Origin of the sequence: Pseudomonas abyssi, assembly GCF_003444685.1 — a bacterium.
Lineage (GTDB): Bacteria > Pseudomonadota > Gammaproteobacteria > Pseudomonadales > Pseudomonadaceae > Halopseudomonas > Halopseudomonas abyssi.
Genome location: NZ_LMAZ01000002.1, coordinates 138,154 through 159,136 on the forward strand (window position 1 = coordinate 138,154; position 20,983 = coordinate 159,136).

General features: G+C 60.9%; 22 protein-coding genes. 9 read left to right on the plus strand and 13 right to left on the minus strand.

Annotated features, from left to right (window positions below):
• Positions 1 to 382 precede the first annotated feature (382 nt).
• The 6 genes from ASB58_RS08795 to ASB58_RS08820 all read right to left on the minus strand — a co-directional run bounded on the left by ASB58_RS08795 (position 383) and on the right by ASB58_RS08820 (position 5,895).
• Positions 383 to 802 (minus strand): DUF1493 family protein, encoded by a 420-nt coding sequence (locus ASB58_RS08795; protein ID WP_118130147.1) that lies wholly within the window; start codon positions 800 to 802, stop codon positions 383 to 385.
• A gap of 110 nt (positions 803 to 912) precedes the next feature.
• Positions 913 to 1,680: a hypothetical protein gene (locus ASB58_RS08800; RefSeq protein WP_118130148.1), complete on the minus strand. Its 768-nt coding sequence runs from the start codon at positions 1,678 to 1,680 to the stop codon at positions 913 to 915.
• 13 nt (positions 1,681 to 1,693) lie between these two features.
• Entirely contained in the window at positions 1,694 to 2,470 is a 777-nt protein-coding gene (locus ASB58_RS08805) for a CPBP family intramembrane glutamic endopeptidase (protein WP_118130149.1), read from the minus strand.
• A 492-nt stretch (positions 2,471 to 2,962) separates the two neighbouring features.
• Positions 2,963 to 3,613: a hypothetical protein gene (locus ASB58_RS08810; RefSeq protein ID WP_118130150.1), complete on the minus strand. Its 651-nt coding sequence runs from the start codon at positions 3,611 to 3,613 to the stop codon at positions 2,963 to 2,965.
• Positions 3,614 to 3,636: 23 nt separating this feature from the next.
• The gene (locus ASB58_RS08815; protein ID WP_147336807.1) at positions 3,637 to 3,927 is read right to left on the minus strand and encodes a hypothetical protein; all 291 of its coding nucleotides are present in this window, start codon (positions 3,925 to 3,927) and stop codon (positions 3,637 to 3,639) included.
• A gap of 819 nt (positions 3,928 to 4,746) precedes the next feature.
• Entirely contained in the window at positions 4,747 to 5,895 is a 1,149-nt protein-coding gene (locus ASB58_RS08820; protein WP_118130152.1) for an ATP-NAD kinase family protein, read from the minus strand.
• Positions 5,896 to 5,960: 65 nt separating this feature from the next.
• Here ASB58_RS08820 and ASB58_RS08825 point away from each other — a divergent pair, with 65 nt between their 5' ends.
• Complete coding sequence (locus ASB58_RS08825) at positions 5,961 to 6,149, plus strand: PA1571 family protein (protein ID WP_096004058.1); 189 nt, start codon at positions 5,961 to 5,963, stop codon at positions 6,147 to 6,149.
• On the opposite strand, the gene pdxB is transcribed toward ASB58_RS08825, so the two are convergent.
• Positions 6,139 to 7,278: a 4-phosphoerythronate dehydrogenase PdxB gene (gene pdxB, locus ASB58_RS08830; RefSeq protein WP_118130153.1), complete on the minus strand. Its 1,140-nt coding sequence runs from the start codon at positions 7,276 to 7,278 to the stop codon at positions 6,139 to 6,141. The genes ASB58_RS08825 and pdxB overlap by 11 nt on opposite strands.
• 454 nt (positions 7,279 to 7,732) lie before the next feature.
• On the opposite strand from pdxB, the gene ASB58_RS08840 reads away from it, so the two are divergent.
• Positions 7,733 to 8,632, plus strand: coding sequence for an alpha/beta fold hydrolase (locus ASB58_RS08840; RefSeq protein WP_118130154.1), 900 nt, complete (start codon positions 7,733 to 7,735; stop codon positions 8,630 to 8,632).
• Between the two features lie 3 nt (positions 8,633 to 8,635).
• Here ASB58_RS08840 and ASB58_RS08845 read toward each other — a convergent pair whose 3' ends face one another.
• Positions 8,636 to 9,163 carry an elongation factor P hydroxylase gene (locus ASB58_RS08845; RefSeq protein WP_096004062.1) on the minus strand — a complete coding sequence of 176 codons (528 nt, stop codon included), beginning with the start codon at positions 9,161 to 9,163 and terminating at the stop codon, positions 8,636 to 8,638.
• Positions 9,164 to 9,246: 83 nt separating this feature from the next.
• On the opposite strand from ASB58_RS08845, the gene ASB58_RS08850 reads away from it, so the two are divergent.
• Together ASB58_RS08850 and ASB58_RS08855 are read left to right on the plus strand one after the other, a co-directional pair.
• Positions 9,247 to 10,659, plus strand: a complete 1,413-nt coding sequence (locus ASB58_RS08850) for an MATE family efflux transporter (protein WP_118130541.1) — start codon at positions 9,247 to 9,249, stop codon at positions 10,657 to 10,659.
• Between the two features lie 76 nt (positions 10,660 to 10,735).
• Positions 10,736 to 11,824 carry a DUF3080 family protein gene (locus ASB58_RS08855; protein ID WP_235827264.1) on the plus strand — a complete coding sequence of 363 codons (1,089 nt, stop codon included), beginning with the start codon at positions 10,736 to 10,738 and terminating at the stop codon, positions 11,822 to 11,824.
• A 20-nt stretch (positions 11,825 to 11,844) separates the two neighbouring features.
• Here the strand turns inward: ASB58_RS08855 and tusA are convergent, their stop codons facing one another.
• Complete coding sequence (gene tusA / locus ASB58_RS08860; protein WP_118130156.1) at positions 11,845 to 12,081, minus strand: sulfurtransferase TusA; 237 nt, start codon at positions 12,079 to 12,081, stop codon at positions 11,845 to 11,847.
• 125 nt (positions 12,082 to 12,206) lie between these two features.
• Here tusA and ASB58_RS08865 point away from each other — a divergent pair, with 125 nt between their 5' ends.
• Positions 12,207 to 12,491: an antibiotic biosynthesis monooxygenase family protein gene (locus tag ASB58_RS08865; RefSeq protein WP_096004065.1), complete on the plus strand. Its 285-nt coding sequence runs from the start codon at positions 12,207 to 12,209 to the stop codon at positions 12,489 to 12,491.
• Between the two features lie 67 nt (positions 12,492 to 12,558).
• Here ASB58_RS08865 and rlmM read toward each other — a convergent pair whose 3' ends face one another.
• Positions 12,559 to 13,614 carry a 23S rRNA (cytidine(2498)-2'-O)-methyltransferase RlmM gene (gene rlmM / locus ASB58_RS08870; protein WP_096004066.1) on the minus strand — a complete coding sequence of 352 codons (1,056 nt, stop codon included), beginning with the start codon at positions 13,612 to 13,614 and terminating at the stop codon, positions 12,559 to 12,561.
• Between the two features lie 73 nt (positions 13,615 to 13,687).
• Positions 13,688 to 14,458, minus strand: coding sequence for a 5-methyltetrahydropteroyltriglutamate--homocysteine methyltransferase (locus ASB58_RS08875; RefSeq protein WP_181977900.1), 771 nt, complete (start codon positions 14,456 to 14,458; stop codon positions 13,688 to 13,690).
• Between the two features lie 114 nt (positions 14,459 to 14,572).
• On the opposite strand from ASB58_RS08875, the gene ASB58_RS08880 reads away from it, so the two are divergent.
• From ASB58_RS08880 to ASB58_RS08895, 4 genes are all read left to right on the plus strand, one after another.
• A complete protein-coding gene (locus ASB58_RS08880) occupies positions 14,573 to 15,496 on the plus strand; it encodes a LysR family transcriptional regulator (protein ID WP_096004068.1) in 924 nt (307 codons plus the stop codon).
• A 251-nt stretch (positions 15,497 to 15,747) separates the two neighbouring features.
• The gene (locus ASB58_RS08885; RefSeq protein ID WP_407920675.1) at positions 15,748 to 16,617 is read left to right on the plus strand and encodes an alpha/beta hydrolase family protein; all 870 of its coding nucleotides are present in this window, start codon (positions 15,748 to 15,750) and stop codon (positions 16,615 to 16,617) included.
• A gap of 111 nt (positions 16,618 to 16,728) precedes the next feature.
• Positions 16,729 to 17,490: an SDR family oxidoreductase gene (locus tag ASB58_RS08890; protein WP_096004069.1), complete on the plus strand. Its 762-nt coding sequence runs from the start codon at positions 16,729 to 16,731 to the stop codon at positions 17,488 to 17,490.
• A 242-nt stretch (positions 17,491 to 17,732) separates the two neighbouring features.
• A complete protein-coding gene (locus tag ASB58_RS08895) occupies positions 17,733 to 18,356 on the plus strand; it encodes a QsdR family transcriptional regulator (RefSeq protein WP_096004070.1) in 624 nt (207 codons plus the stop codon).
• A gap of 76 nt (positions 18,357 to 18,432) precedes the next feature.
• Here the strand turns inward: ASB58_RS08895 and ASB58_RS08900 are convergent, their stop codons facing one another.
• Both ASB58_RS08900 and ASB58_RS08905 read right to left on the minus strand, forming a co-directional pair.
• A complete protein-coding gene (locus tag ASB58_RS08900) occupies positions 18,433 to 20,031 on the minus strand; it encodes an ATP-binding protein (RefSeq protein ID WP_118130158.1) in 1,599 nt (532 codons plus the stop codon).
• Positions 20,028 to 20,744, minus strand: a complete 717-nt coding sequence (locus ASB58_RS08905; protein WP_118130159.1) for a response regulator — start codon at positions 20,742 to 20,744, stop codon at positions 20,028 to 20,030. Before ASB58_RS08905 ends, ASB58_RS08900 begins: the two co-directional genes overlap by 4 nt.
• Positions 20,745 to 20,983: the final 239 nt, after the last annotated feature.

Sequence of the window (20,983 nt, forward strand, 5' to 3'; positions counted from 1 at the left end):
ATTGCATATCAGCGCTGTCCGCATATCAACGCCCTCCCACCCAACTAAATTCATAAAAAACAAGGCCTTGGCAACATACCCCGTATTCGCTTGACCACTTCACCACTTCTTTTTCGCGCCAAGCATCACCTCCGCGCCCATAAAACGCTTAGCACGCACACGACCGCGCCTAGCGTGCGAACGCCGGGGTCGGGATGCGAGGGGGAGTCAGGGTCGGGTGTTACTGCGAGGGTGGTGGCCATCCGTTGGTCCTGTTGCTGGCGTCGTGCCTGCTTTGAAATTAGCGCTATTGTGCTGCGTGGTAAAGGGGGGTTGGGCGTTACTCCGTGTGGCAGCCGGCCAGATGATGCACTTGCAGAGGATAGCAAAAGAGCGGAGCAGCTCAAGCCAGCCAATGCAGCACGCATAAGCTAACAAAGCCGAGCATGAGAAGCAGACATGCCGTGTTGATTCGCGACTCCAGCGTCCGGTCTGATACCTCATGGGCTGGATAGCGAATTGGCCAATACCCGGCGACGACGGCTTGCCGGAGAACCTCTGGCGTCACAGGTATATGCTTGACCTGCTGACGCGGTGAGGGAGAAATCAGCGCGCCAATGCTCCAGCCTTCTTCGCCGTGGTGAAAGTACCATCGGTAGGCATCCATATTGACGGCAAAGCGCTCGGCAAACGCCTGCTCCAACTCAAAGAAGTCATCCCCGTCAATGCCGAGGTCGTTACATAGATCGGATTCAGGTTTGATCTTCCAGCGATTGATACCCTGAGTTTGCTCAAGGAACGCGTAGATTGCTTCAACCTGCATACCCACACCTCATCAGCCAGAAATCGCTCCAATGCTGCTGCCGCCCCATTGCCACAGCGTTCAGCGTGCGGCGCCGTCGCGAGGCATCAGGCTCACCTCAACCATGCCCCTTAACATGGCACCACCGACAGCGCAGACCCCAGCGCATTGGCCACCCCGTTAATGACACTGCAGGTAACCCGGGCCTTGTTGACCGCGATATCCATCAGTACACCGAAGATCAGCGAGAGGTAAGCCAGATAACCAAACCCCATGTAGTCGTTGTACAAGATGGCATAAAACCAGTCCTGCCCAAAGACGTACATCGCCGAGGCCGCGATGGTAGACACAAACAGCAGCACCGCCGGTACAAACAGGTGCACCAGCGCTTGAGGCTTTGCAAAGGACATCAGCAGTAGCGCGAAAAACAGGAACAGGTTTGAGCCAAGAAACACCCGCAGGTCAAACTTCAGGGCGGCTACTATGTCAACGTACTTGGTCTTGATGATGTCGCCCAGGGTGTGCTCAGCCACTTGAATACGCTCAAGCCGCTCCAGGTAGCCAGAGGTGATTGACTCGGCCAAGGCTCTGCTTTTTGCGCAGTCGTAATCGCACATGGACGCGACGACACCAGCAATCACCTGCGGCAGGTTACGGTCCAGACTGCGCTGTATCGCCTCTGACTCCAAACCAAGCCCCAGGGCAATGACGAGCGCCTGCGCCGCCATATCCGATTCCACCACTGCCTGTTGCCTGGCTCGGATTTCCATTTCTATCTGGTGCTTCACAAAGCCCTTGGTAGACTCTTCCACTGCCCCGGGCGACAGGAACGTCACCGAAATCAGCAGCCCAAAGATCAGCAGCCCGAGCACCCCAACCAGTCTTAGCGTTATCTTCATAGATTTCGTTACGTCAAATTGCCTGTGACGCCCCCGCCAACACCACAGCGAATATCACCCAGTCGTTAATCACATGGGCGCCGGTGGATACCCAGATATTCTTGGTACGGAGGTAGGCCAGTGACAACACCAATCGGGCGGTGCCGATGACGAGCAGGCATTGGAGCAGATTCCAGTGGTAAGACGGTAAATGCAAGAGCCCAAACAGGATCGAGGAGAGTAGCCAGGCGAGCAACACACTGTGCGTACGGGAAAGGCCGAACCGGCTGTGAGCGAAGTGAAGTACGGCCAAAAAGGGCACTATAGTCAGTAGCTCTTCGCCGAACAGCTGCGGCAGGGTCCGCAGGAAAAAGAGCGCCTTATCCTGAGTGTCTTGGTCAGCCAATATATCAAACGCGGCGTTGGCATTAGCACCGAACACCTGCATCACCAGCAGCCCCACCACCCCGCTCACGATCAGGTTAAGAACGGCAAACCCCAGCATCAGCCCCAGATCCCGAAGGTGCAGGCGGCGAAACAGACTGGTCCAGTAAGGTCCAGCAACCAGCCGCAGCGCGAGCAGAGGAATACCCGGAAACAACAGTGCCCGAGCCGTCAAACCCCAGCCACTGGTGAGCACCGGCAGCGGAGCAGTCAGACAACCAAACCCTACCGCTACCGCGATCAGCAGGCACAGCCACTGGCCGCCAGACAGGGCGACAGGCTCACCGCAGAAAAATGGAAACGCTTCCCCTCGTCTCTCCAACCAGGGAATGTGGTCATTGGCCGACGCTGTGATGTTATCTCTCACCGGTGTCTCCCTTCACTTGTATCACCACCAGGTGGCGATGCGCTCTCCCTGAAGGTGATGCCCTTGTTCGCACGACAAAGACCGACACCTTATACGCATGCTATCCAGCAAACACTGCCACAACGGCCCTGAACATTTAGAAGGTAAGCAGCACAGCTGCCATAACCCTTGCTAGAAAACAGAGATGAGAGCCGAGATCACCGCCCTTCAGGTCTAACTCCTTAAGGTTCGGCCCAGGCGCTACCACCTCAAAGGTGCTGTTATCGCCGTAGGGCTCCTCGACGTAAAATCATTGACCGTTAAGCAGAAACTCACAAAACACGTCGGCATCGCCAAACCTCGGCCTGCCCCAAAACCTCCACCCTTCACAGGATTCGAGCATCCTGAAAAACCCACTCTGGAGACCTGTGCATTGCCCACTGCGAAGCACCTGAACTCGCCCTGGTCATTTATGTATTTTGGGCGCGCCAGGTAAAAAAGACACCTTCAGAACTAAAAGGCATCATTGCCCCCAAGATTATTTCTAAGCTCTTCTACATACCCCGGTTTGATCGGCGCGGCAGATGCGGCCTCAATGTATTGGGGATCAGACAATAAGTCCGCTCTCAGCCAAGTACCAGGGCGATTCCCTGCGGCATTATTAGTCACCTCAACCTTGTAATAGTAGTCAGCAACCTTTTGCGCGAATGGAAAGTCGTTATGGAGATGCACTGCAAGGAAATAGACATCATCAACAACCATATAGATATAAAAATTCGGCTTATTAACTGGCATCCTTTGCGGGTCAAATGGCACGGAGATCTCGTCTCCAAGAACGGACACCAGCTCTCTTAGCAAGTCACTTGATGGCGTTTTTTTGTGCACATATGGCGGACCTCTCTGTGCGTATTTTTGCTGCTCTTGAGTTGCTATATGAACATAGTGCGGATAATCCACTTCTCCCTGAAAAGGGTATTTACCCGTAATTGAATGATACTGCTCGATATACCCCGAAAGCACTTCCAGATCATTTAACCTGGCTATATCGAAATCATGCTGGAGGTCCTCGCTCGTCCCACTATCGAAAAAACCAAAAAGCTGCGCCATAGCCGTTACAGGAAAAGCCATAGCGATTATCAAAACCAACTTAAACATCCGTTTCATCTGTGCACCATCTAACGCTGAGCTCAACCGCCGCCCCAGGCGGTCGGTTGCAGCGACTTGTTAAAGACAACCTTCTTTGCAAACATATAGCTGGCAAGGGCCATAACCGGGAAGGCTACGGCGTGCCACTTACCGAAGGTAACAACTAGCTCGGGTAGCTCTTGAATAAATCCACCAAAGAGCCCAGCAATGACCAAAAACCCAAACGGCACAGGCAGAGCCACTATAGTTGCTGGAGCCCAAGATGGTGTGAGTAATAATGTTGCAATTACAACGAACGACCCCACTCGCCAGGGTTCTGGGAGTTTCAGCATAACAAGCGTAGCTCCTGCCATCAGCATGAACATTCCGATGTAGAGCACAAACCCAAAGACGAACAACGGACTTCCCCTTTAACGCTGCCATAATTTGCTGCCTGAAGCGCAGCGTAAGGCGGTCAAATTGATGGCTTTTTTAACAGTTGGGTGCAAGCTCAGCGCTCCTAACTAATATTAAAACCAATATAACTACACATGACCATATTAGTAACGCTAATTTTAGCCTTCCTTTAACCATAAACGATTGTGCGAAGGGTAGAAGCACAAAGATAAGTAGCGTAACCCAGACGGCTTTTACCGCCCCCATTACTCCGTGGCCAAGCACGGGCTCAACAAGTTGAAACCATTCATCTATGTTACAGGTTTGAACTGACACACCTAAGGAACCAAATACGCTCAGTGTCGTCAAGCTCACAACAAAGAGAATGAAAAGAGATACTTTTGTGGCAATCGTCTGATTCATATAGGACTGTTAACAGCTGACTAGACCGAAGGCTTTGCTATTGCATATCAGTGACTTCCGCATATCAACGCCCATCCGGCCAACTAAATTCATAAAAAACAAACCTTGGCAACACATCACGCATTCGCTTGAGCGCTTCTTTTTCACGCCAAACATCACGTCCTCGCTCATCCCATACAGCCTTTTGCGCACGCGATCGCACCGAGCGCAAGAGCGCCGGGATCGGGATACGAGGGGGAGTCAGGGTTGGGTGTTGCTGCGAGGGTGGTGGCCATCCGTTGGTCCTGTTGCTGGCGTCATGCCTGCTTTGAACTTAGCGCTATTGTCGTGCGCGGTAAAGAGACGCTGGAAGGTTATTCGGCCTTCCAGCTCACGGGGTAAAGCATCTCTTCGCGGTAGCCGCTGAGGACGCGGCGCAGGCCGCTGAGGTCGGTGTCGAGTTGGCTGTCGCCGGTGTCCACCAGGAATGGGCGGCCGGCGAGGCTGCGGAGTTTGGTTTTGGTGGCGACGACCAGCAGGTTGTCCAGCCCGACGGCGCGGATGACGCGGGGTGACAGTTGCTGGTTGCCGCGTCCGAGTATGTGGCCCTGGCCGCCGATGGCGGTGACCAGGATGCGCCAGTCGCCGCCCTGCTCTACCTGCTCCCACAGTTGCTGCTCGGTGGCGTCGCGCAGGATGAGCTCGCCATCCTTGAGGACATCCACGCCTAGCAGGGTGCCTTCCAGCCCCATGGCTTCCAGCAGGCCGAGGGTGGTGGAGCCGGGGCCGAGGATCCAGCCGGTGTTGTCGTCTTGTTCTTCCTGCAGGCCGGCGGCGATGTCGTCGAGTACCAGGGTTTCTACTTCACGGCCGCCCTGTTTGACCTGCTGCACAAAGCGGCCCTCTTCCGGCACGGCCAGTTCGCCGTAATGGCGTGTGCGCACCTGGCCGTTGCGAAAGGCCTGCTCGTCGATGTCGCGCACGTCGGCTTCACGCAGGCGCACCAGTTCGCCTTGTACCAGCAGCGCTACCAGCTCACCGGCAGCGCGCGGGTTGACGGCGTAAACACCGGAGTGAATTTTTACCCCGGCCGGAATGCCCAGCACCAGTTGAGTGCTGTCGAGCTGGTTGCAGATGTTGCGGGCGGTGCCGTCGCCGCCGGCAAACAGCAGCAGATCGACGCCTTGCTGGTGCATCTGCTTTGCGATGGTTTCGGTGTCTTCGGCGCTGGTGTGTGGCGGGTTGGTCAGTTGGCCGACCACCTCGGCGTTAAACCCCATGTCGGCCAGCAGATCCGCGCCCATTGCACCGGGGGCGCTGAACAGTTGCAGCCGGTCGCGCAGCGGCAGCAGGTGCTCCAGTGTCTGCCGCACGCGGTTGTGCGCCTGTGGCTCGACGCCCATGGCCAGGGCGTCACCGGCGACACCGTCCGAGCCTTTCAGCGCAGCGCGACCACCCAGGCCGGCCAGGGGGTTGATGATCAGGCCAAGCCTGAAGCGGGTGTTGGGTGTGCTGTTTGTCATGTCACAAATCCGTCATGCCAGTGCCATATCCTGCCTGCAACTGGCGATCAACTTGGGAGACAACCATGAATGTGCATGCTCTGAAACCGTGCCGTGACAGTGCCGACATCCTGATTCATCCGTCCCATTGCGTGGGCGGCCATCTGATCGACGAAGACGGCCGCGAGATTGCCATCACCGAGCAGATGATCCAGCAAGCCTGTCAGGAGCTGGAGCAACAGTGGGTGCCGGCGCGCCCGCGCTTCAGCGCTTGAATCCGGCGGCGGCAAGCAACGCCGCCGTTTCCTCCTGACCGCTGTGCCGCACCTCGACTTCGGGGCATTCGCGGCGTAGCGGGTATCCCTTGCGCAGTGCATCAAACGCCTGAGCGGTGCTTTGCCCGGCCAGCGGCAGCATGGCTGCTCGAAAGCGGGCGTCGTCATCGCGCACATCGTAAACCTGCCGTAGCGACCGTTCGAGCAGCCACTGCGCTGGCGTGTCAGCGGCAAACTGCAGCTGTGCCCTGCCGGCGTCCGGTGCCAGGCTTTGCAACGTCAGTGGCGCGGGTACGCCGAGACTGGCACACAAGGCGCGGTAGATCTGTTCGGTGCCACGCAGCTTGCCGTCCAGGCTGTAGCCGGCAATGTGCGGGGTGCCCAGGGCGCAGCGCTGCAGTAGCTCGCCGTCGACTTGCGGCTCTTGCTCCCAGACATCCAGCGCTACCTGCAGATCAGCCCGCTCGGCCAATACGGCTTTGAGCGCGTGATTGTCGATCACCGGGCCGCGACTGCTGTTGATCAGCCAGGCGCCGGGGCGCAGCGTAACCAGGCGGCCGGCATCCAGCAGGTGCCAGGTGGCATCAGGGCCGCTGTGAGTGAGCGGTACATGACAACTCAGCACATCACACTCGGTCAGCAGTTGATCCAGCGGAGCGAAACCTGACTCCCCGCGGTTGGCGCGCGGCGGGTCGCAGAGCAGACACTCAACCCCAAGCGCAGCGAGCGTTTGCGCCAAACGCCCACCCACCTCACCCACGCCGACGATGCCGACGCGGCGCGTGCGCCAGTCCAGCCCGGTGCGTTCACTCAGGGTCAGCAGGCAGCTGAGCACGTACTCGACCACGCCGCGGGCATTGCAGCCTGGTGCGCTGGCAACGGTAATGCCCGCCGCGGCGAGCCCCGGCAGATCAAGATGGTCAGTGCCGATGGTACAGGTGCCGACAAAGCGCACCGGGGTGTCCGCCAGTAGCTGCGGGTCTACCCGGGTGACCGAGCGCACCAGCAGCGCATCAGCGTCTAGCAGGTGCTCGCGGCTAATCTGCCGGCCCGGCAAGCGGGTAATACGGCCAAGCGGAGCAAAAAAGGCGTCCAGCAGGGGGATGTTTTCGTCAGCAACAATATGCATGGAAGATCACTTGAGCAGGCTTGATGCGTCCATTGTCGAGGGGGCGATGCGCGCTGTCCAGCCGGGCAGCCATGACGGTGCGTTCTTCTGCCACATGCAGTTTGTCGCATTGATGCAACATCCCTCTTGCGTCGAGACAGCGGCGCTGCTTAACTGCAAGTCAGAGTCTGGATGTGACTTTTCAGTCCGATAACCATTCCAAGCGTTTTTTCGAGGGACTCCCTCGTTTTGCAGGACCTGCCTGAGTACCGGAACGCACCGCGCACCGCCCACTGCGCCGCATCCGGGACTGTCCTCACCACCCTGTCGCCACGACCACAACAATGTCTATTATTCCGGCGCTGCCGCTGTGCGCCCCGGCGACCTTGCGCGTTTGCTCCAAGGCCCTTTGCCTGCACTGCCCTGTATCGCTCGTCCGCCGGGTCGAGCCACGCCAACACTGGAGACAGGGAATATGAAAGCAGAACACGACGTTGTGGAAACCCTGGGCGGCTTGCGCGTCCACACCCACTATTACAGCAGCCCGGCGCCTCAAGGCACGGTGATTCTGGTCAATGGCTCGCTGGCCACCACTGCCGCCTTTGCCCAGACGGTGCGCTACCTGCAGCCGCACTTCAATGTGGTGCTGTTCGACGAGCCCTACGCGGGTCAGTCCAAGCAGTACAACAGCAATCGGCGGCCGATTACCAAGGAGCAGGAAGCCAGCATTCTGCTGGAGCTGATCGAGCGCTACCGGGCCGATCACCTGATGTCCTTTTCCTGGGGCGGTGCCTCTGCCCTGCTGGCCTTGGCGCAGCGCCCGGCACGTATCCGCAAGGCGGTGGTGCTGGCCTTCTCGCCACTGATCAACTCGGCGATGCGTGATTACCTGGAGCGCGGCATCGACCTGCTGGTCAATTGCGAACGCAAGGCATTGGGCGAGCTGCTCAACAGCACCATCGGCGAGCACCTGCCCTCGCTGGTCAAGCGCTTCAATTTTCGGCACATCGTCAGCCTGGACGAACACGAGTATCACCAGATGGCGTTTCACGTCAGTCAGGTACTGACCCAGGACACCCGCTGCTATCTGCGCGGCAGCGCCGACATCGATACGCCGATCCTCTTCGTCAACGGCGATCTGGACCGCTACACCAGCCCGGAGGATGCCCAGCACTTCAATCGCTATATCCGCCACTGCCGCTTTGCCACGGTACGCGGTGCGGGGCATTTTCTGGATATGGAAAGCCGCGAGGCCTGGGCGCAGACACGCGATGCGGTGCTGGGCTACCTGGCGCCCAGTCTGGACACTGTCGGCGAGCCGACTGAGCGCATCAGCAGCATTGGCGGCGCACGGGTGGTGCCGCTGCCGGTATGAAGGTCAGACCTCGGCCAGCAAGGCGGACCAGGCGACGCCGGGACGGTAATGGGCGAGCAGCGCGGCGCTGTAGCGCTGCGGACGCTCGCCCAGGCCAGCACTGAGATAGACGCGGGCCTGCTCGCGCACGCGGGCGCGGAAAGGCGCCGGGTCGGTGGCCTCGCCACTGAGGTTATCGGTGCTCACATCAAAGCGGTGCCCCGCCGCCAGACAGAAGATCAGCTCCAGCGCCTGGGGCTTGACCTCAACCTGCTCGAAGGTGCGCTGCTGCTCGGCACTGCGGCCATCCGGCGCGTACCAGTAGCCAAAATCCGGCAGCAGTCGCCGCTCGGCACCAGCCACGCACCAGTGCGCCACTTCATGCAGCGCGCTGCGAAAATAATCCCGGGTAAAGAGAATGCGATGATGCGGCTCGCTGGCGTCGGCGGGGAGATATTCGGGTTCGGGATAGCCGCCACGCAGGCAGGTGTTGTAATCCGCCAGAAAGCAGTTGTCGAACAGCGTGATCAGATCCTGACAGTGGTGTTGCATGGCGTTGGGCACGACTGAAAAGTTGGCTGGACATTAGCAGCTAAATTGCTAGCATGGCTGGTTTTTTGGCAGCCAGTCAGCACATGAACCAGACACCTCCCCAACCCGCAAGGGCGCGCATTGTAACAGAGCTGCGAGCATTGATTGTGCTGGTGCTGCCGATCATTGCTGCGCAGATGGCGCACACGCTGCTGGGCTTTGTCGATACGGCGATGGCCGGTCGCGTCAGTGCCGAGGCGCTGGCGGCCGTGGCACTGGGCAACTCCTTCTGGATTCCGACGCTGCTGTTTCTCACCGGGGTGATGATGATCGTCACCTCCAAGGTGGCCGCAGCGAGCGGCGCCGGGCGTCTCGGCCAGACCGGCGCGCTGGTGCGCCAGGGTGCCTGGCTGGGGCTGATTCTCGGGCTGCTGTGTCTGCTGTTCCTCAACCTGATGCGCCCGGTGCTGATCTGGATGAAGGTCGACCCGCAGCTGGTGCCGGTCACCCTGGACTATCTGCTGGCGATTTCCCTGGGCTTTCCGGCGGTAGGCCTGATGCTGGCCCTGCGCGGGCTGACCGATGGGCTGTCGCGCACCAAGCCGGCCATGCTGATCGGCTTTATCGGGCTGGTCATCAACGTGCCGGCCAACTATGTGCTGGTCTACGGCAAATTCGGCTTCCCGGCGATGGGTGCGGTGGGTTGCGGGGTGGCAACGGCGCTGGTGATGTGGGCGATGCTGGGCTGCATGCTGTTTCACCTGAAACGCGCGCGCTTTTATCAACCCTGTGGGCTGTTCGAGCGTTTTGACTGGCCGCACGCACGCACCCAGGGCGAGCTGATTGGCCTGGGCTTTCCCATCGGTATTGCGCTGTTTGCCGAGACCAGCATGTTTGCCGTGATTGCCCTGCTGATCGGCAGCCTGGGTGCGGTAGTGGTGGCCTCGCATCAGGTGACCATCAACTTCTCCTCATTGGTGTTTATGGTGCCCTTCAGTCTGGGGCTGGCTATTACCGTGCGCGTGGGCCACAACCTGGGCCGCAGCGGTGCACGCGCTGCCATGCTCGCCACCAAGGTCGGCTTGGTCTTGGCGCTGGTGTTCGCCGCACTGGCCGCCACCGCCATGTACACGCTGGCGCAGCAGATTCCGCAGATCTATACCGATGACCGTGACGTCATCAGCCTGGCCGCCAGTCTGCTGGCCCTGGCCGCGCTGTATCAGTTTTCCGATGCTGTTCAGGTCGCCTGCGCTGGTGCGCTGCGCGGCTTTCAGGATACCCGTCTGCCGATGCTGCTGACGATGATTGCCTACTGGCTGATCGGCCTGCCCGCTGGCTGCATCCTCGGGCTGACTGACTGGCTGGGTCCGGCGCGCGGGCCTGCCGGCTTCTGGCTCGGGTTGATCGTCGGCCTGAGCAGCGCCGCGCTGTTTCTGGGCCTGCGCCTGCGTGCTGTCGGGCGCAAACCCGGCCTGCAACACGGGCTGGGGCAGCGCCAGGCAGACGCGGGACAATAAGGGCGGAGCGTGGTCCGCCGCACCAAATAGCCACCGCCGCATGACGATTGCGAGGCGGCTTCCCTATACTGTGCCCATGCGCCTGGCCACCTTAACCCTCACCCTGCTTGGCTATCTGCTGCTGACCGGCTGCCAACCACAACCGGCGGCCGAGCAGCAGATGGAAAATTACTTGGATCGCCTCGCGCGCGTGCTCAGGCAGGACTGGCAGCCCTTTTCCGCTGACAGCCTCAGTCGCTACCGGCTGCCCGAGCGCCGCGACAGCCTTTACAGCATTGCCCCTGAGCGTATCGGCTTGCTGGATCTGCTGGTTGACGTCAACCCGTGCAGGCCATTGCAGCAGCGCGTAGCCGAGCGCAACAGCGTGCTCGGCAAGGTCATGCCCTGGAGCAGCCGGCTGGCTTACGAAGGCGAGCTGCTGCGTGCGATGGAGCAATGCCTTGGCACCCTGAGCGAGCCCGACCAGCAACCACTGCGCAACGAACTGAGCGCCATTGCCGAGCGCAAGCGCAGCCAGCTGCCGCAGGTCTACTGGAACACCATCAATACCAGTACCGAGCTGGCCAGCTACCTACGCTTTGCCGACACGCCGTTACCCGTGCAGGAGCAGCCGCTGGATGACACCGCCGCGCTCGCAGCGCTGCAACAATTGACCAGCATCGGTGCCGCCCTGCCAGCGCAGCTACCACCAGCCCTGGAGCAGATCGAACAACCTCTGCAAACCCTGCAGCGCAGCCCCAACGGCAGTCAGCTGATCACGGCGCTCGCCCAGACCCGCCACGGCCTGCAGCAAGCCACCGCCATGCTGCAGGCACAGCCGGGCCGCTACCTGTGCCCAATGGGCACGCCTTCGGCGCGGTCCAAGGTGCTGCTCAATGTATTTGTGCTGTTCTATGCGGGCGAGATACAGCCGTATCTGGCGCAACTACAACGCCTGGGCCAGCCCTGGTCAGAATCCGTCATCGCGCTGCGCGCGGTGCCCGGCATTCCGCCCGCCACCGCCGCTGCGCTCGACCAACTGGCCGGCACGCCGCAGAGTCTATGGGAGCAATACCAGGCGGCGCTCAAGACCCACACGGATGCCTGGCAGCAACAACTCGGCGCCTGCCAGTCACAACCGGGGCAAGCAGGCTGGGAGCAAAGAGACCAGCACAGCGCCGACTGATTCGGCCTGCGCCCTGGCAATCAGCCCGCCTTGCGAATCAGGTAATGAAAGATCCCGTCGCTCTCATGCTGCTCCAGCAGCTCATGGCCGAGAAAGCTGCAGAAGCGCGGGATATCGCGCTGGGTGGAGGGGTCGGTCGCCAGCACCTGCACCAACTCACCCGCGGCGACATCGCGCACCGCGTTGTGCAGCATCATCACCGGCTCCGGGCAGGTCAGCCCGCGGGTATCCAGGGTTGTAGCGGCAGAATCGGACATGACAAGGCTCGGCTAAATCAACAAGTTGGCGATTATCCCGCAATCATCCCGGGCTTGCCAGACGGCCGGTAGCGACCGACACTGAAGTCAGAGTAACAACGCCCCCGCGAGGGTAAGGAAGCAAGATGATCAAAGTGTTGATTGAACGTGTGATTGCAGAAGGTCTGGAACAACCCTACGAAGAAGTCGCCCGCCGTGTCCTGGCTGCCGCAGTGCAGTCACCCGGCTTTATCTCCGGCGAATCCTTTCGCGATATGGAAGAACCCAACCGCCGTATCATCATGGTCACGTGGCAAAACATGCATTCCTGGCAGCGCTGGGAAAGCTCGGAATCACGCCGCGACAGCATCAGCGCCTTTGCACCGATTCTGCTGGAAGAAGAGAAGATCAGCCTGCTCGAGCCGCTGTAACCCCGCAACTGCGCGACCCTCTGCGCGCTACGGCCGAGCGCTCGCTCGGCCGCTGCACCTGCCCCTGCTAGCGCAACGCGCGAATATGGCAGGTCACTTCTTCCCGGTCGGTGTAGAGCTGCTTGCAGCCAATGTCTGCGCGCACACCGGCTTCATCCAATGCGTCCTGAATGTGCCCCAGGCACTGCATCACTTCCTGGTAGCGCTGCTTCATCGGCAGCTTGAAGTTGATGATCAGTTCGCGGCAGTAGCGCTGTCCAATCCACTTGGCTGCCAGGGCACTACTGCGGGCCGGCTTGTCGACAATGTCGCAGACCATCCAGTCCACCGTGCGCTTGGGCCGATACATGTAGCCGTCACCCTGCACGTGCTCCACCTGACCGCTGTCCATCAGTCGTCGATCCATCGGGCCGTTGTCCACTGCGGTCACGTTCATCAGGCGATTGACCAGCTGCCAGGTCCAACCACCGGGGGCGGCGCCCAGGTCAACGGCGGTCATGCCGGCTTTCAGACGGCTGTCCCAGTCATCACGCGGAATAAAGTGGTGCCAGGCCTCTTCCAGTTTCAGGGTCGAGCGGCTGGGCGCTTCACGCGGCACTTTCAGGCGCGGAATGCCCATCGGCCAGGGCGCGCCGTTGTCGGCCCAGGACCAGCCGACAAACACTTTCTGACCGCTCTGAAAGCACAGGTGCAGGCGCGGCAGTTCGGGCTTGTTGGGGCGCACAAAGCGGGTCTTGGTGAGCGAGCGTTCCAGCGGGCCTTTCAGCTTTTTGGTTAATGCAGCCAGCGCCTTGCCATCGTTGGTATCAGCGGTTTCCAGCCACATCAGCGAGGCAATGTGTCCCTGGGCGCAGGCGGTGATGATCGGGCTGACGCGGTCTTCCGGGTCCAGCTCCAGCCAGCTGCCAACCGCCCACTGGCGGGTAAAGATCAACTGCTGAAAGTCGATGGCCCGCATCAGTTGCTCGGCCTCGCCGGGCTCCGGGCAGACAAAGCGCACCAATGCGCTGCCATCCTGGGTCACCGGATAACCGGCTATGCCCTGCTCGGCCGCCAGCTCCTGCATCTCGGCGGCCGCCTCCCCTTCAAAGCCTGGACGGCAATGTAGCAACAATTCCTGCATGTCTCGCTCCCGCTGGATGATCGGGCGCTACTGTACAGGCAGCGGCAAGTTGGTTGAAGTGCCGCCGGGCTGATCAGGCCGTATACGGCGCGCTGCGGCCTACTTGGCTACGAATTTGGCTGCGCAACTGCGCAAGTGCGGCAAGCGCGCTGCGGGCCAGGGCACTGGCAGCAAACTCAAGGCGACTGTCCGCCAGCCACAGACGCGACCGCAAGCGTCCATGCAAGTCTGCCAACATGGGCGTCAGCGCGGCGCTATCCAGTGCGGGGCGGCCCAGCGAGTCGACTACGCCCAGCGACAGCACCTTGTACGCCGGCAGACGATCAAGCAATGGCACCAGCTGACGCTCGCCGTCGAGCAGGTCAACATGCAGCCCATCCACCGGCAAACTGCAGGCCAGCCCCAGATTTTCGTGCAGCAGCCCACCGGGACAGGCCAACAACAACTGCAACGGGACCCGTTGCAGGCGATTGTAGGCACCCTCAAAGGCCGCGCCCCAGGGCTGCGGCAGGTGCTGCAGCAACAGTGGCTCATCCAGTTGTACCCAGTCCACGCCGGCGTCGGCCAGGGCCAGCAGCAGCGCATCGTATCGATCCAGCGTGGCGCTCAGGCGCTCCAGCGCGTCGGGGACCTGCCACAACAGCGACAGGGGGCCGGGCAACACCACTTTCACCTGATAACCAAGCCCATGCGCCTGAGCAACCTGCCCCAGCAGGTCCTGAAGATCAGCCGGCAGGTCAGCCAACGCCAGGGTCACGCGCGGCAAACCCGCAGCGGCCTCGGCGTGCCAGCGGGCATAGGGAGAGCGGTTGGCGGAACGGGTCAGTGTGTGCAGCCCGGGCATGGGCAAATCCTCGCTTAGGTGTCTGGACGCTATGCTCGCGCCACCTACATGCTGAATCAAACTCATATGCTTCATGCTATAGTTCGATTTTTCTCATATAGACGATACCCCGCCATGCTGGAACTCCGCCATCTGCGTACCCTTAGCACCCTGCGTGATGCCGAAACCCTGGTCGAGGCGGCTGAGCGCCTGCATCTGACCCAGTCCGCCCTGTCCCATCAGCTCAAGGATCTGGAAGAAAAGCTCGGCATGACACTATTCGTGCGCAAGACCAAACCCGTACGTTTTACCAGTGCCGGGCTGCGCCTGCTGCGCCTGGCCGACAGCCTGCTGCCGCAGGTACGGCAGGCCGAACGGGATATTCAGCGACTGGCGGGTGGCCAGGCCGGACGGCTGCACATGGCGATCGAATGCCACAGCTGCTTTCAATGGCTGATGCCGACCATCGACCAGTTCCGCAACGCCTGGCCTGAGGTGGAGGTGGATTTTGCCTCGGGCTTTTTCTTTGCCCCGTTGCCGGCACTGGCCCGCGGCGATCTGGACCTGGTGGTCACCTCAGACCCGCTGGACATCGAAGGCATTACCTACGTGCCGCTGTTCACCTATGAGGCCTTGCTGGCGGTGAGCAACCAGCACCCGCTGAGCACGGTGAACCACATACGACCGGGCGACCTGGAAAGCGAGGTGCTGATTACCTATCCGGTCGAGCGTGACCGGCTCGACATCTTCAAGCAGTTTCTCGACCCGGCTGGTATCGAGCCGGCCAGCGTGCGCACCGCCGAGATGACCGTGATGATGATGCAGCTGGTCGCCTCCGGCCGCGGTGTCTGCTGCCTGCCCAACTGGGCCATGGCCGAGTACCTGCACAAGGGCTATGTCACCGCCCGCCGGCTGGGCCCCGAAGGGCTATTCGGCACGCTATACGCGGCGGTACGTGACGACATGATGGAAATGCCGTACCTGCAGGACTTTCTGCTGACCGCCAAGGACACCTCCTTCGCCACACTGGAAGGCGTCAGCGCGCGCAGTGGCGACTAAAAAACGGTACATTTGCGCCCCCCATGCGGGTGAGACGGCAGAAACATCTCCACCCGCATCGCCAGAGCAAAAACACTGAGGATCAATGCGTTATATCTCACTTCTCGATATCTCGGGAGGTGTAGCCATGTGCAACTAACCCGTACAGGCGACTTTACGACCTCCTTGAGACAACTACCTTGACTGTCTTGCAGATGAGCGCGCTGCGCCACTGCATGAATTCCGGACAACAACAGAAAAAGGATACAGTCATGAAAGCACCCTTGTTCAAGCTGGCTGCGCTCGCCCTCGGCATGTCCCTCTCCAGCGCTGCGCTGGCCACCAACCCGGGCGGCGGTGGCGGCGGCAGCAACCCCGATACCGGCACTGGCTTCCCTGGCGTCAGCAGCTTCAGCGCTGACGGCTCGTTCTCGACTACCAACGGCAGTGCAGGTCTGAGCTGCACCGTATACCGTCCGTCCACGCTGGGTGCCAACGGCCTGAAGCACCCGATTATCGTCTGGGGCAACGGCACCACCGCCTCGCCCAGCACCTACAGCGGGATTCTTGATCACTGGGCCAGCCATGGCTTTGTGGTGATCGCCGCCAATACCTCCAACGCCGGCACCGGCCAGGAGATGCTCGACTGCGTTGACTACCTGACCACCCAGAACAACCGCAGCACCGGCACCTACGCCAACAAGCTGGATCTGAACCGCATCGGTGCAGCCGGTCATTCACAGGGCGGCGGCGGGACCATCATGGCCGGCCAGGACTATCGCATCAAAGTCACCGCCCCTTTCCAGCCGTACACCATTGGCCTGGGGCACAACAGCAGCTCACAATCCAATCAGAACGGCCCCATGTTCCTGATGACCGGCAGCGCCGACTCCATCGCCAGCCCAACGCTGAACGCGCTGCCGGTCTACACCCGCGCCAACGTGCCAGTGTTCTGGGGTGAACTGTCCGGTGCCAGCCACTTTGAGCCTGTGGGTAATGCGGGTGACTTCCGTGGCCCCTCCACCGCCTGGTTCCGTTATCACCTGATGGATGACGCCAGCGCAGAAAGCACCTTCTACGGCAGCAACTGCGACCTGTGTACCGACAACGACTGGGACGTACGTCGCAAAGGCATCAACTAACCGCAAGCCCCTGAGCCATTCCGGCAGTCACCCTGTCGGGATGGCGACAGGTTGCAGCACACCTGCTGGTGTATCCTCTGGCCAGCCAAGACAACAACAGAGGATTGCCCCATGTCAGACTCCCCCCGCAAAGTCGCCGTGGTCACCGGCGCCGGCACCGGTATCGGTCGCGCCACGACCATCGCCCTGCTCAAGGCTGGCTACCATGTCGCGCTGGCCGGACGTAACGCCGACAAACTGCACAAAACCCTCGACGGCCTGGGCGCCCTGGCAGACAACACCCTGATCATCGCGACCAACGTGCGCGACCCGGCATCAGTCGAGGCGCTGTTCGCCGAGGTAAAAAGCCACTGGGGTCGCCTGGACCTGCTGTTCAACAACGCTGGAACCGGCGCACCGCCGCTGCCACTGGAAGAGCTGAGCTATGAGCAGTGGCAAGCCGCCCTGGAAACCAATCTCAGCGGCGCCTTTCTGTGTACCCAGCAGGCCTTTCGCATCATGCGCGAACAAGCTCCGATGGGCGGCCGCATCATCAACAATGGCTCGATTTCCGCCACCTCTCCGCGCCCCAATTCGGCGCCCTACACCGCCTCCAAGCACGGCATGACCGGCTTGACCAAAGCCACCTCGCTGGACGGGCGCAAGTACAACATCGCCTGTGGCCAGATTGACATCGGTAATGCCGCTACCGAGATGGCCGCGCCCATGGCACGCGGTATCCCACAGGCCAACGGCGAGATCGCGGTCGAGCCGACCATGGATGTCGAGCACGTTGCTCAGGCGGTGGTACACATGGCCGAACTGCCGCTTGAGAGCAACGTGCAGTTCATGACCATCATGGCGACCAAGATGCCCTTTATCGGCCGCGGCTGATCCTCGGGCTCCGGTGCCCATGCCGGAGCCTGCTCCCGGCGGGCGTATTGCCTTGAGACGGCGGGCCGATTTCTGTCACCGGCGCGATAGGCTGGCATGCGACCAAAGTCTGATACGCTCCTCACATATTCATCTTCTGTTACCAATGATGCAGGTACGGGACACTTTCCATCTTGGTATCACCATTGTTACCATGGCAATCGGTGCAACAACGCACCCGCTATATCGCCACGGAAAAGACAATGACAAGCCAGCAGACTCCGCTCTCCCTCGCCCTCTCCAAACGCAAGTCCGAAGAACGTGCCACGCCGATCACTGCCTTTCGCATGGCTCGCAGCTGGTGGCTTGAGGGGCGCCGTCTGAACCTGTCGCAGTTGGCTGAAGAGTTGGGCATTGGGCGCGCCACCCTGATGCGCTGGGTCGGCAACAAGGATCTGCTGATGGGCGAGATTCTCTGGTCGCTCTACAAGCGCATCTACGACGAAGCGATTGCCCGCGCAGAACAGACGCCCGGCCTCAAGGGCATCGACTTTCTGACCCAGATCTATGAAGACATCAACATCGCACTGATCAACGCACGGCCTATGTACGACTTTCTGCAAGCCGAACCGCAGTGGGGCCTGCAGCTTCTGACGGCGCGCAGCTCCGGTTTGCAGGAACGCCTGATCGGCACCTGGGAAAAGATGTTTGAAGAGGCCATCGCTGCGGGTCACATCAAGCCCGAAATGGACCCGCAAAGCCTGGCGCTGTACATCGTGCGCATCGGCGAAAGCGCCATTTACTGTGACCTGATCTGCGGCCGCAAGCCCGAGCCGGGCCCGGCAACAACCGCCTTCCGCCTGTTGGTCAACGGCCACCAGAACTGACTCTCCCTCGGACGCGGCTTGCCGCGTCCCTCGGCCCAGGGTTTGGCCTTATCAGGGCGCCGGTGCATTTACCGGCTCAGATATGCAAACGCACCGGCCAGTCGATGATAAAGGCCGCGCCGCCCAGATCACGCGAGCCCTCTACCCGCGCATAACCCCGGTGCCAGTAGGCGATACGCCGTACGATAGACAAGCCCAGGCCATAACCACCGCTGGAGCGCGTGCGGCTGTCATCCAGGCGCAGAAAGGGCGTGAATATCCGCTCGCGATAGTCCTCGGGAATACCCGGTCCATCATCCTCGACAATCAGCCGGCAGCGGCCGTTAACCACCCGGGTGCTGATGCGCACCTGGCTGCTGGCGTGACGCGCCGCGTTGCTGACCAGGTTGGTCAGGGCACGGTGCAGATAACGTGGTTCGGCGTCGATGGCGTGGGCGCGACCGTTGGAGCGGTCGACATGGCTGATCTGCACGCGAGAGGTCAGCGGCTCCAGCTCCAGCATGACCTGCTCGACCGTGGCCAGCACATCAACCGGCTGCAGCGTCAGGGCCGGCGCACCCTGCTCCAGGCGTGCGTAGGTGAGAATCTCGTCGACCAGCTTGTCCAGCTCGGTCAGGTCGCCGTCCATGCTGTCCATATAGCGGCGCTTGGCATCGTCGCTATCGGCCGTCTCGACCATCTCCAGGCCAAAGCGCAGCCGCGCCACCGGTGTGCGCAGCTCATGCGAGACCGCGCGAATCATCTCCTGCTGAATCTGCATCACGCGCTGCAGGTGCTCGGCCATATCATTAAAGGCACGGGCCAGGCTGCCCACCGAGTCGGTACTGATGACTTCTGCGCGGGCATCCAGATTGCCGCGGGCAATGTGGGTGGCCGCCGACTCCAGATTCATCAGCCGCTGCTCCAGCTGACGCACCAGCAGGTAGATAAGCAAGCCGCTGAGCGACAGCGCCAGCAGGCCGGTCATCAGCAGCATCTCGGGCGGATACTCCTCCATCTGATAGACCGGCCCCAGGCTCAGCACCCAGTTGGTGTCAGGGATTTTCATGTACATCATCATCGAGTTGCCATCCGGCCCCAAGCTCAGCACGGTATCGAACTCGTCCAGCCGCCGACGCTGATCGACATCCAGATCCGTCTCGTGCAAACGGGTCAGATTAAGCGGGAAACCGAACCCCTTGGCACGGCGCAGCCGTTGCAGCCAGGTCGGCATGTCCGTCTCGGGGTGACGTACCAGTTCGTCGGCGATCAAAAACAGCGTCGCGCGGCCCAACTGCTCGGAGATGCGTTCAATGTCGGCGGTCAGCACCTGCTGGCGACTCAGGTCCACCAGGCTGTAGACCCGCGCCTGGGATGGCCCGGAGCTGCGCACCAGCACGCGGCCCTGGATCAGGCGCGCCCAACTGGTGGAGTCCAGCGTCAGCGCATCCAGCGAGTGCAACTCCAGCGGCACACCGATCAGGCGCATCCACACCGCCATGGCCTTCTGCCGCTCGGCGTCATCCATGGGTTCCAGGTTATCGGCCATCAGCCGAAAGGTGCCGGTGGCCACCCGTTCGCGAAAGTCTTCAGCGCGCACATCGTTGATCAGGCGGATGCTGATCAGCGCCAGGCAGGACACGGCAATCAGCACCAGCAGCATGCCGCCGTAAATGCGCAGAAAAATCGAGTTCACGCCTGGTCCGGGCCGGGGGCAACAAACAGATAGCCCTTGCTGCGCACGGTCTTGATCAGACGCGGCATGTCCGGGTCATCGCCAATCTTGGGGCGAATGCGCGAGATGCGCACGTCGATGGAGCGGTCCTGACCGTCGTACTCGATACCGCGCAGAGCGATAAAGATCTCTTCGCGGCTGAGGATACGCCCGGCATGGCTGGCCAGCAGCCAGAGCAGGTCGAACTCGGCGCCGGTCAGCTCGATCAGCTCGCCGCGCAGCCAGGCTTCGCGACGGTCGTTGTCGACCACCAACTCGCCAAACTCCAGGCGACTGGGCGCTGCGCTGCTGTCGCTCTCGCCGCTGCGGCGCAACAGCGCCCGAATCCGTGCCAGCAGTACCTGCGGACGCACGGGTTTGTTGACGTAGTCGTCGGCGCCCAGCTCCAGGCCGGAAATATGGTCATCGTCTTCGCTGCGCGCGGTCAGCATCAGGATCGGCCGGGAGAATCCGGCGTCACGCACCCGGCGACAGATCGACAGGCCGTCTTCGCCAGGCAACATCAAATCCAGTACCACCAGGTCCGGCTGGCTGTCCAGAATGCGCTGTACGGCCAGAGCGCCGTCAGCCTCAATGGACACCGACAGTCCCTGCACCTGCAGAAACTCGGCGATCAGGCCGGCCAGTTTGTGGTCGTCCTCTACAATCAGGATGTTACTGCTATCTGTCTCCACCCCTGCTCTCCGGCTATTCAACGACTGCAAACAGCCGGCGATTGTAGCACCCGCTCAACGCCGGACTACAACGCCGGGAAGAAACACTGATTTCCGCTGTTGACATACTGCCCCGATCCGCACAGCCAACGGCCGCAAATCACAGCAAATCCGACGCCCTCAAGGGTTGACAAAATCCATTGCGCAGACCCCATCACAGATTCAAAAAAAGCCGCCAAACGGTCAAACATGCCCCTAGC

Coding starts and splice junctions, on each gene's coding strand:
- ASB58_RS08795 (WP_118130147.1), bottom strand. CDS start 802: ATGCAGGTTGAAGCAATCTACGCGTTCCTTGAGCAAACTCAGGGTATC.
- ASB58_RS08800 (WP_118130148.1), bottom strand. CDS start 1,680: ATGAAGATAACGCTAAGACTGGTTGGGGTGCTCGGGCTGCTGATCTTT.
- ASB58_RS08810 (WP_118130150.1), bottom strand. CDS start 3,613: ATGAAACGGATGTTTAAGTTGGTTTTGATAATCGCTATGGCTTTTCCT.
- ASB58_RS08815 (WP_147336807.1), bottom strand. CDS start 3,927: ATGCTGAAACTCCCAGAACCCTGGCGAGTGGGGTCGTTCGTTGTAATT.
- ASB58_RS08820 (WP_118130152.1), bottom strand. CDS start 5,895: ATGACAAACAGCACACCCAACACCCGCTTCAGGCTTGGCCTGATCATC.
- ASB58_RS08825 (WP_096004058.1), top strand. CDS start 5,961: ATGAATGTGCATGCTCTGAAACCGTGCCGTGACAGTGCCGACATCCTG.
- pdxB (WP_118130153.1), bottom strand. CDS start 7,278: ATGCATATTGTTGCTGACGAAAACATCCCCCTGCTGGACGCCTTTTTT.
- ASB58_RS08840 (WP_118130154.1), top strand. CDS start 7,733: ATGAAAGCAGAACACGACGTTGTGGAAACCCTGGGCGGCTTGCGCGTC.
- ASB58_RS08845 (WP_096004062.1), bottom strand. CDS start 9,163: ATGCAACACCACTGTCAGGATCTGATCACGCTGTTCGACAACTGCTTT.
- ASB58_RS08850 (WP_118130541.1), top strand. CDS start 9,247: ATGAACCAGACACCTCCCCAACCCGCAAGGGCGCGCATTGTAACAGAG.
- ASB58_RS08855 (WP_235827264.1), top strand. CDS start 10,736: ATGCGCCTGGCCACCTTAACCCTCACCCTGCTTGGCTATCTGCTGCTG.
- tusA (WP_118130156.1), bottom strand. CDS start 12,081: ATGTCCGATTCTGCCGCTACAACCCTGGATACCCGCGGGCTGACCTGC.
- ASB58_RS08865 (WP_096004065.1), top strand. CDS start 12,207: ATGATCAAAGTGTTGATTGAACGTGTGATTGCAGAAGGTCTGGAACAA.
- rlmM (WP_096004066.1), bottom strand. CDS start 13,614: ATGCAGGAATTGTTGCTACATTGCCGTCCAGGCTTTGAAGGGGAGGCG.
- ASB58_RS08875 (WP_181977900.1), bottom strand. CDS start 14,458: ATGCCCGGGCTGCACACACTGACCCGTTCCGCCAACCGCTCTCCCTAT.
- ASB58_RS08880 (WP_096004068.1), top strand. CDS start 14,573: ATGCTGGAACTCCGCCATCTGCGTACCCTTAGCACCCTGCGTGATGCC.
- ASB58_RS08885 (WP_407920675.1), top strand. CDS start 15,748: ATGAAAGCACCCTTGTTCAAGCTGGCTGCGCTCGCCCTCGGCATGTCC.
- ASB58_RS08890 (WP_096004069.1), top strand. CDS start 16,729: ATGTCAGACTCCCCCCGCAAAGTCGCCGTGGTCACCGGCGCCGGCACC.
- ASB58_RS08895 (WP_096004070.1), top strand. CDS start 17,733: ATGACAAGCCAGCAGACTCCGCTCTCCCTCGCCCTCTCCAAACGCAAG.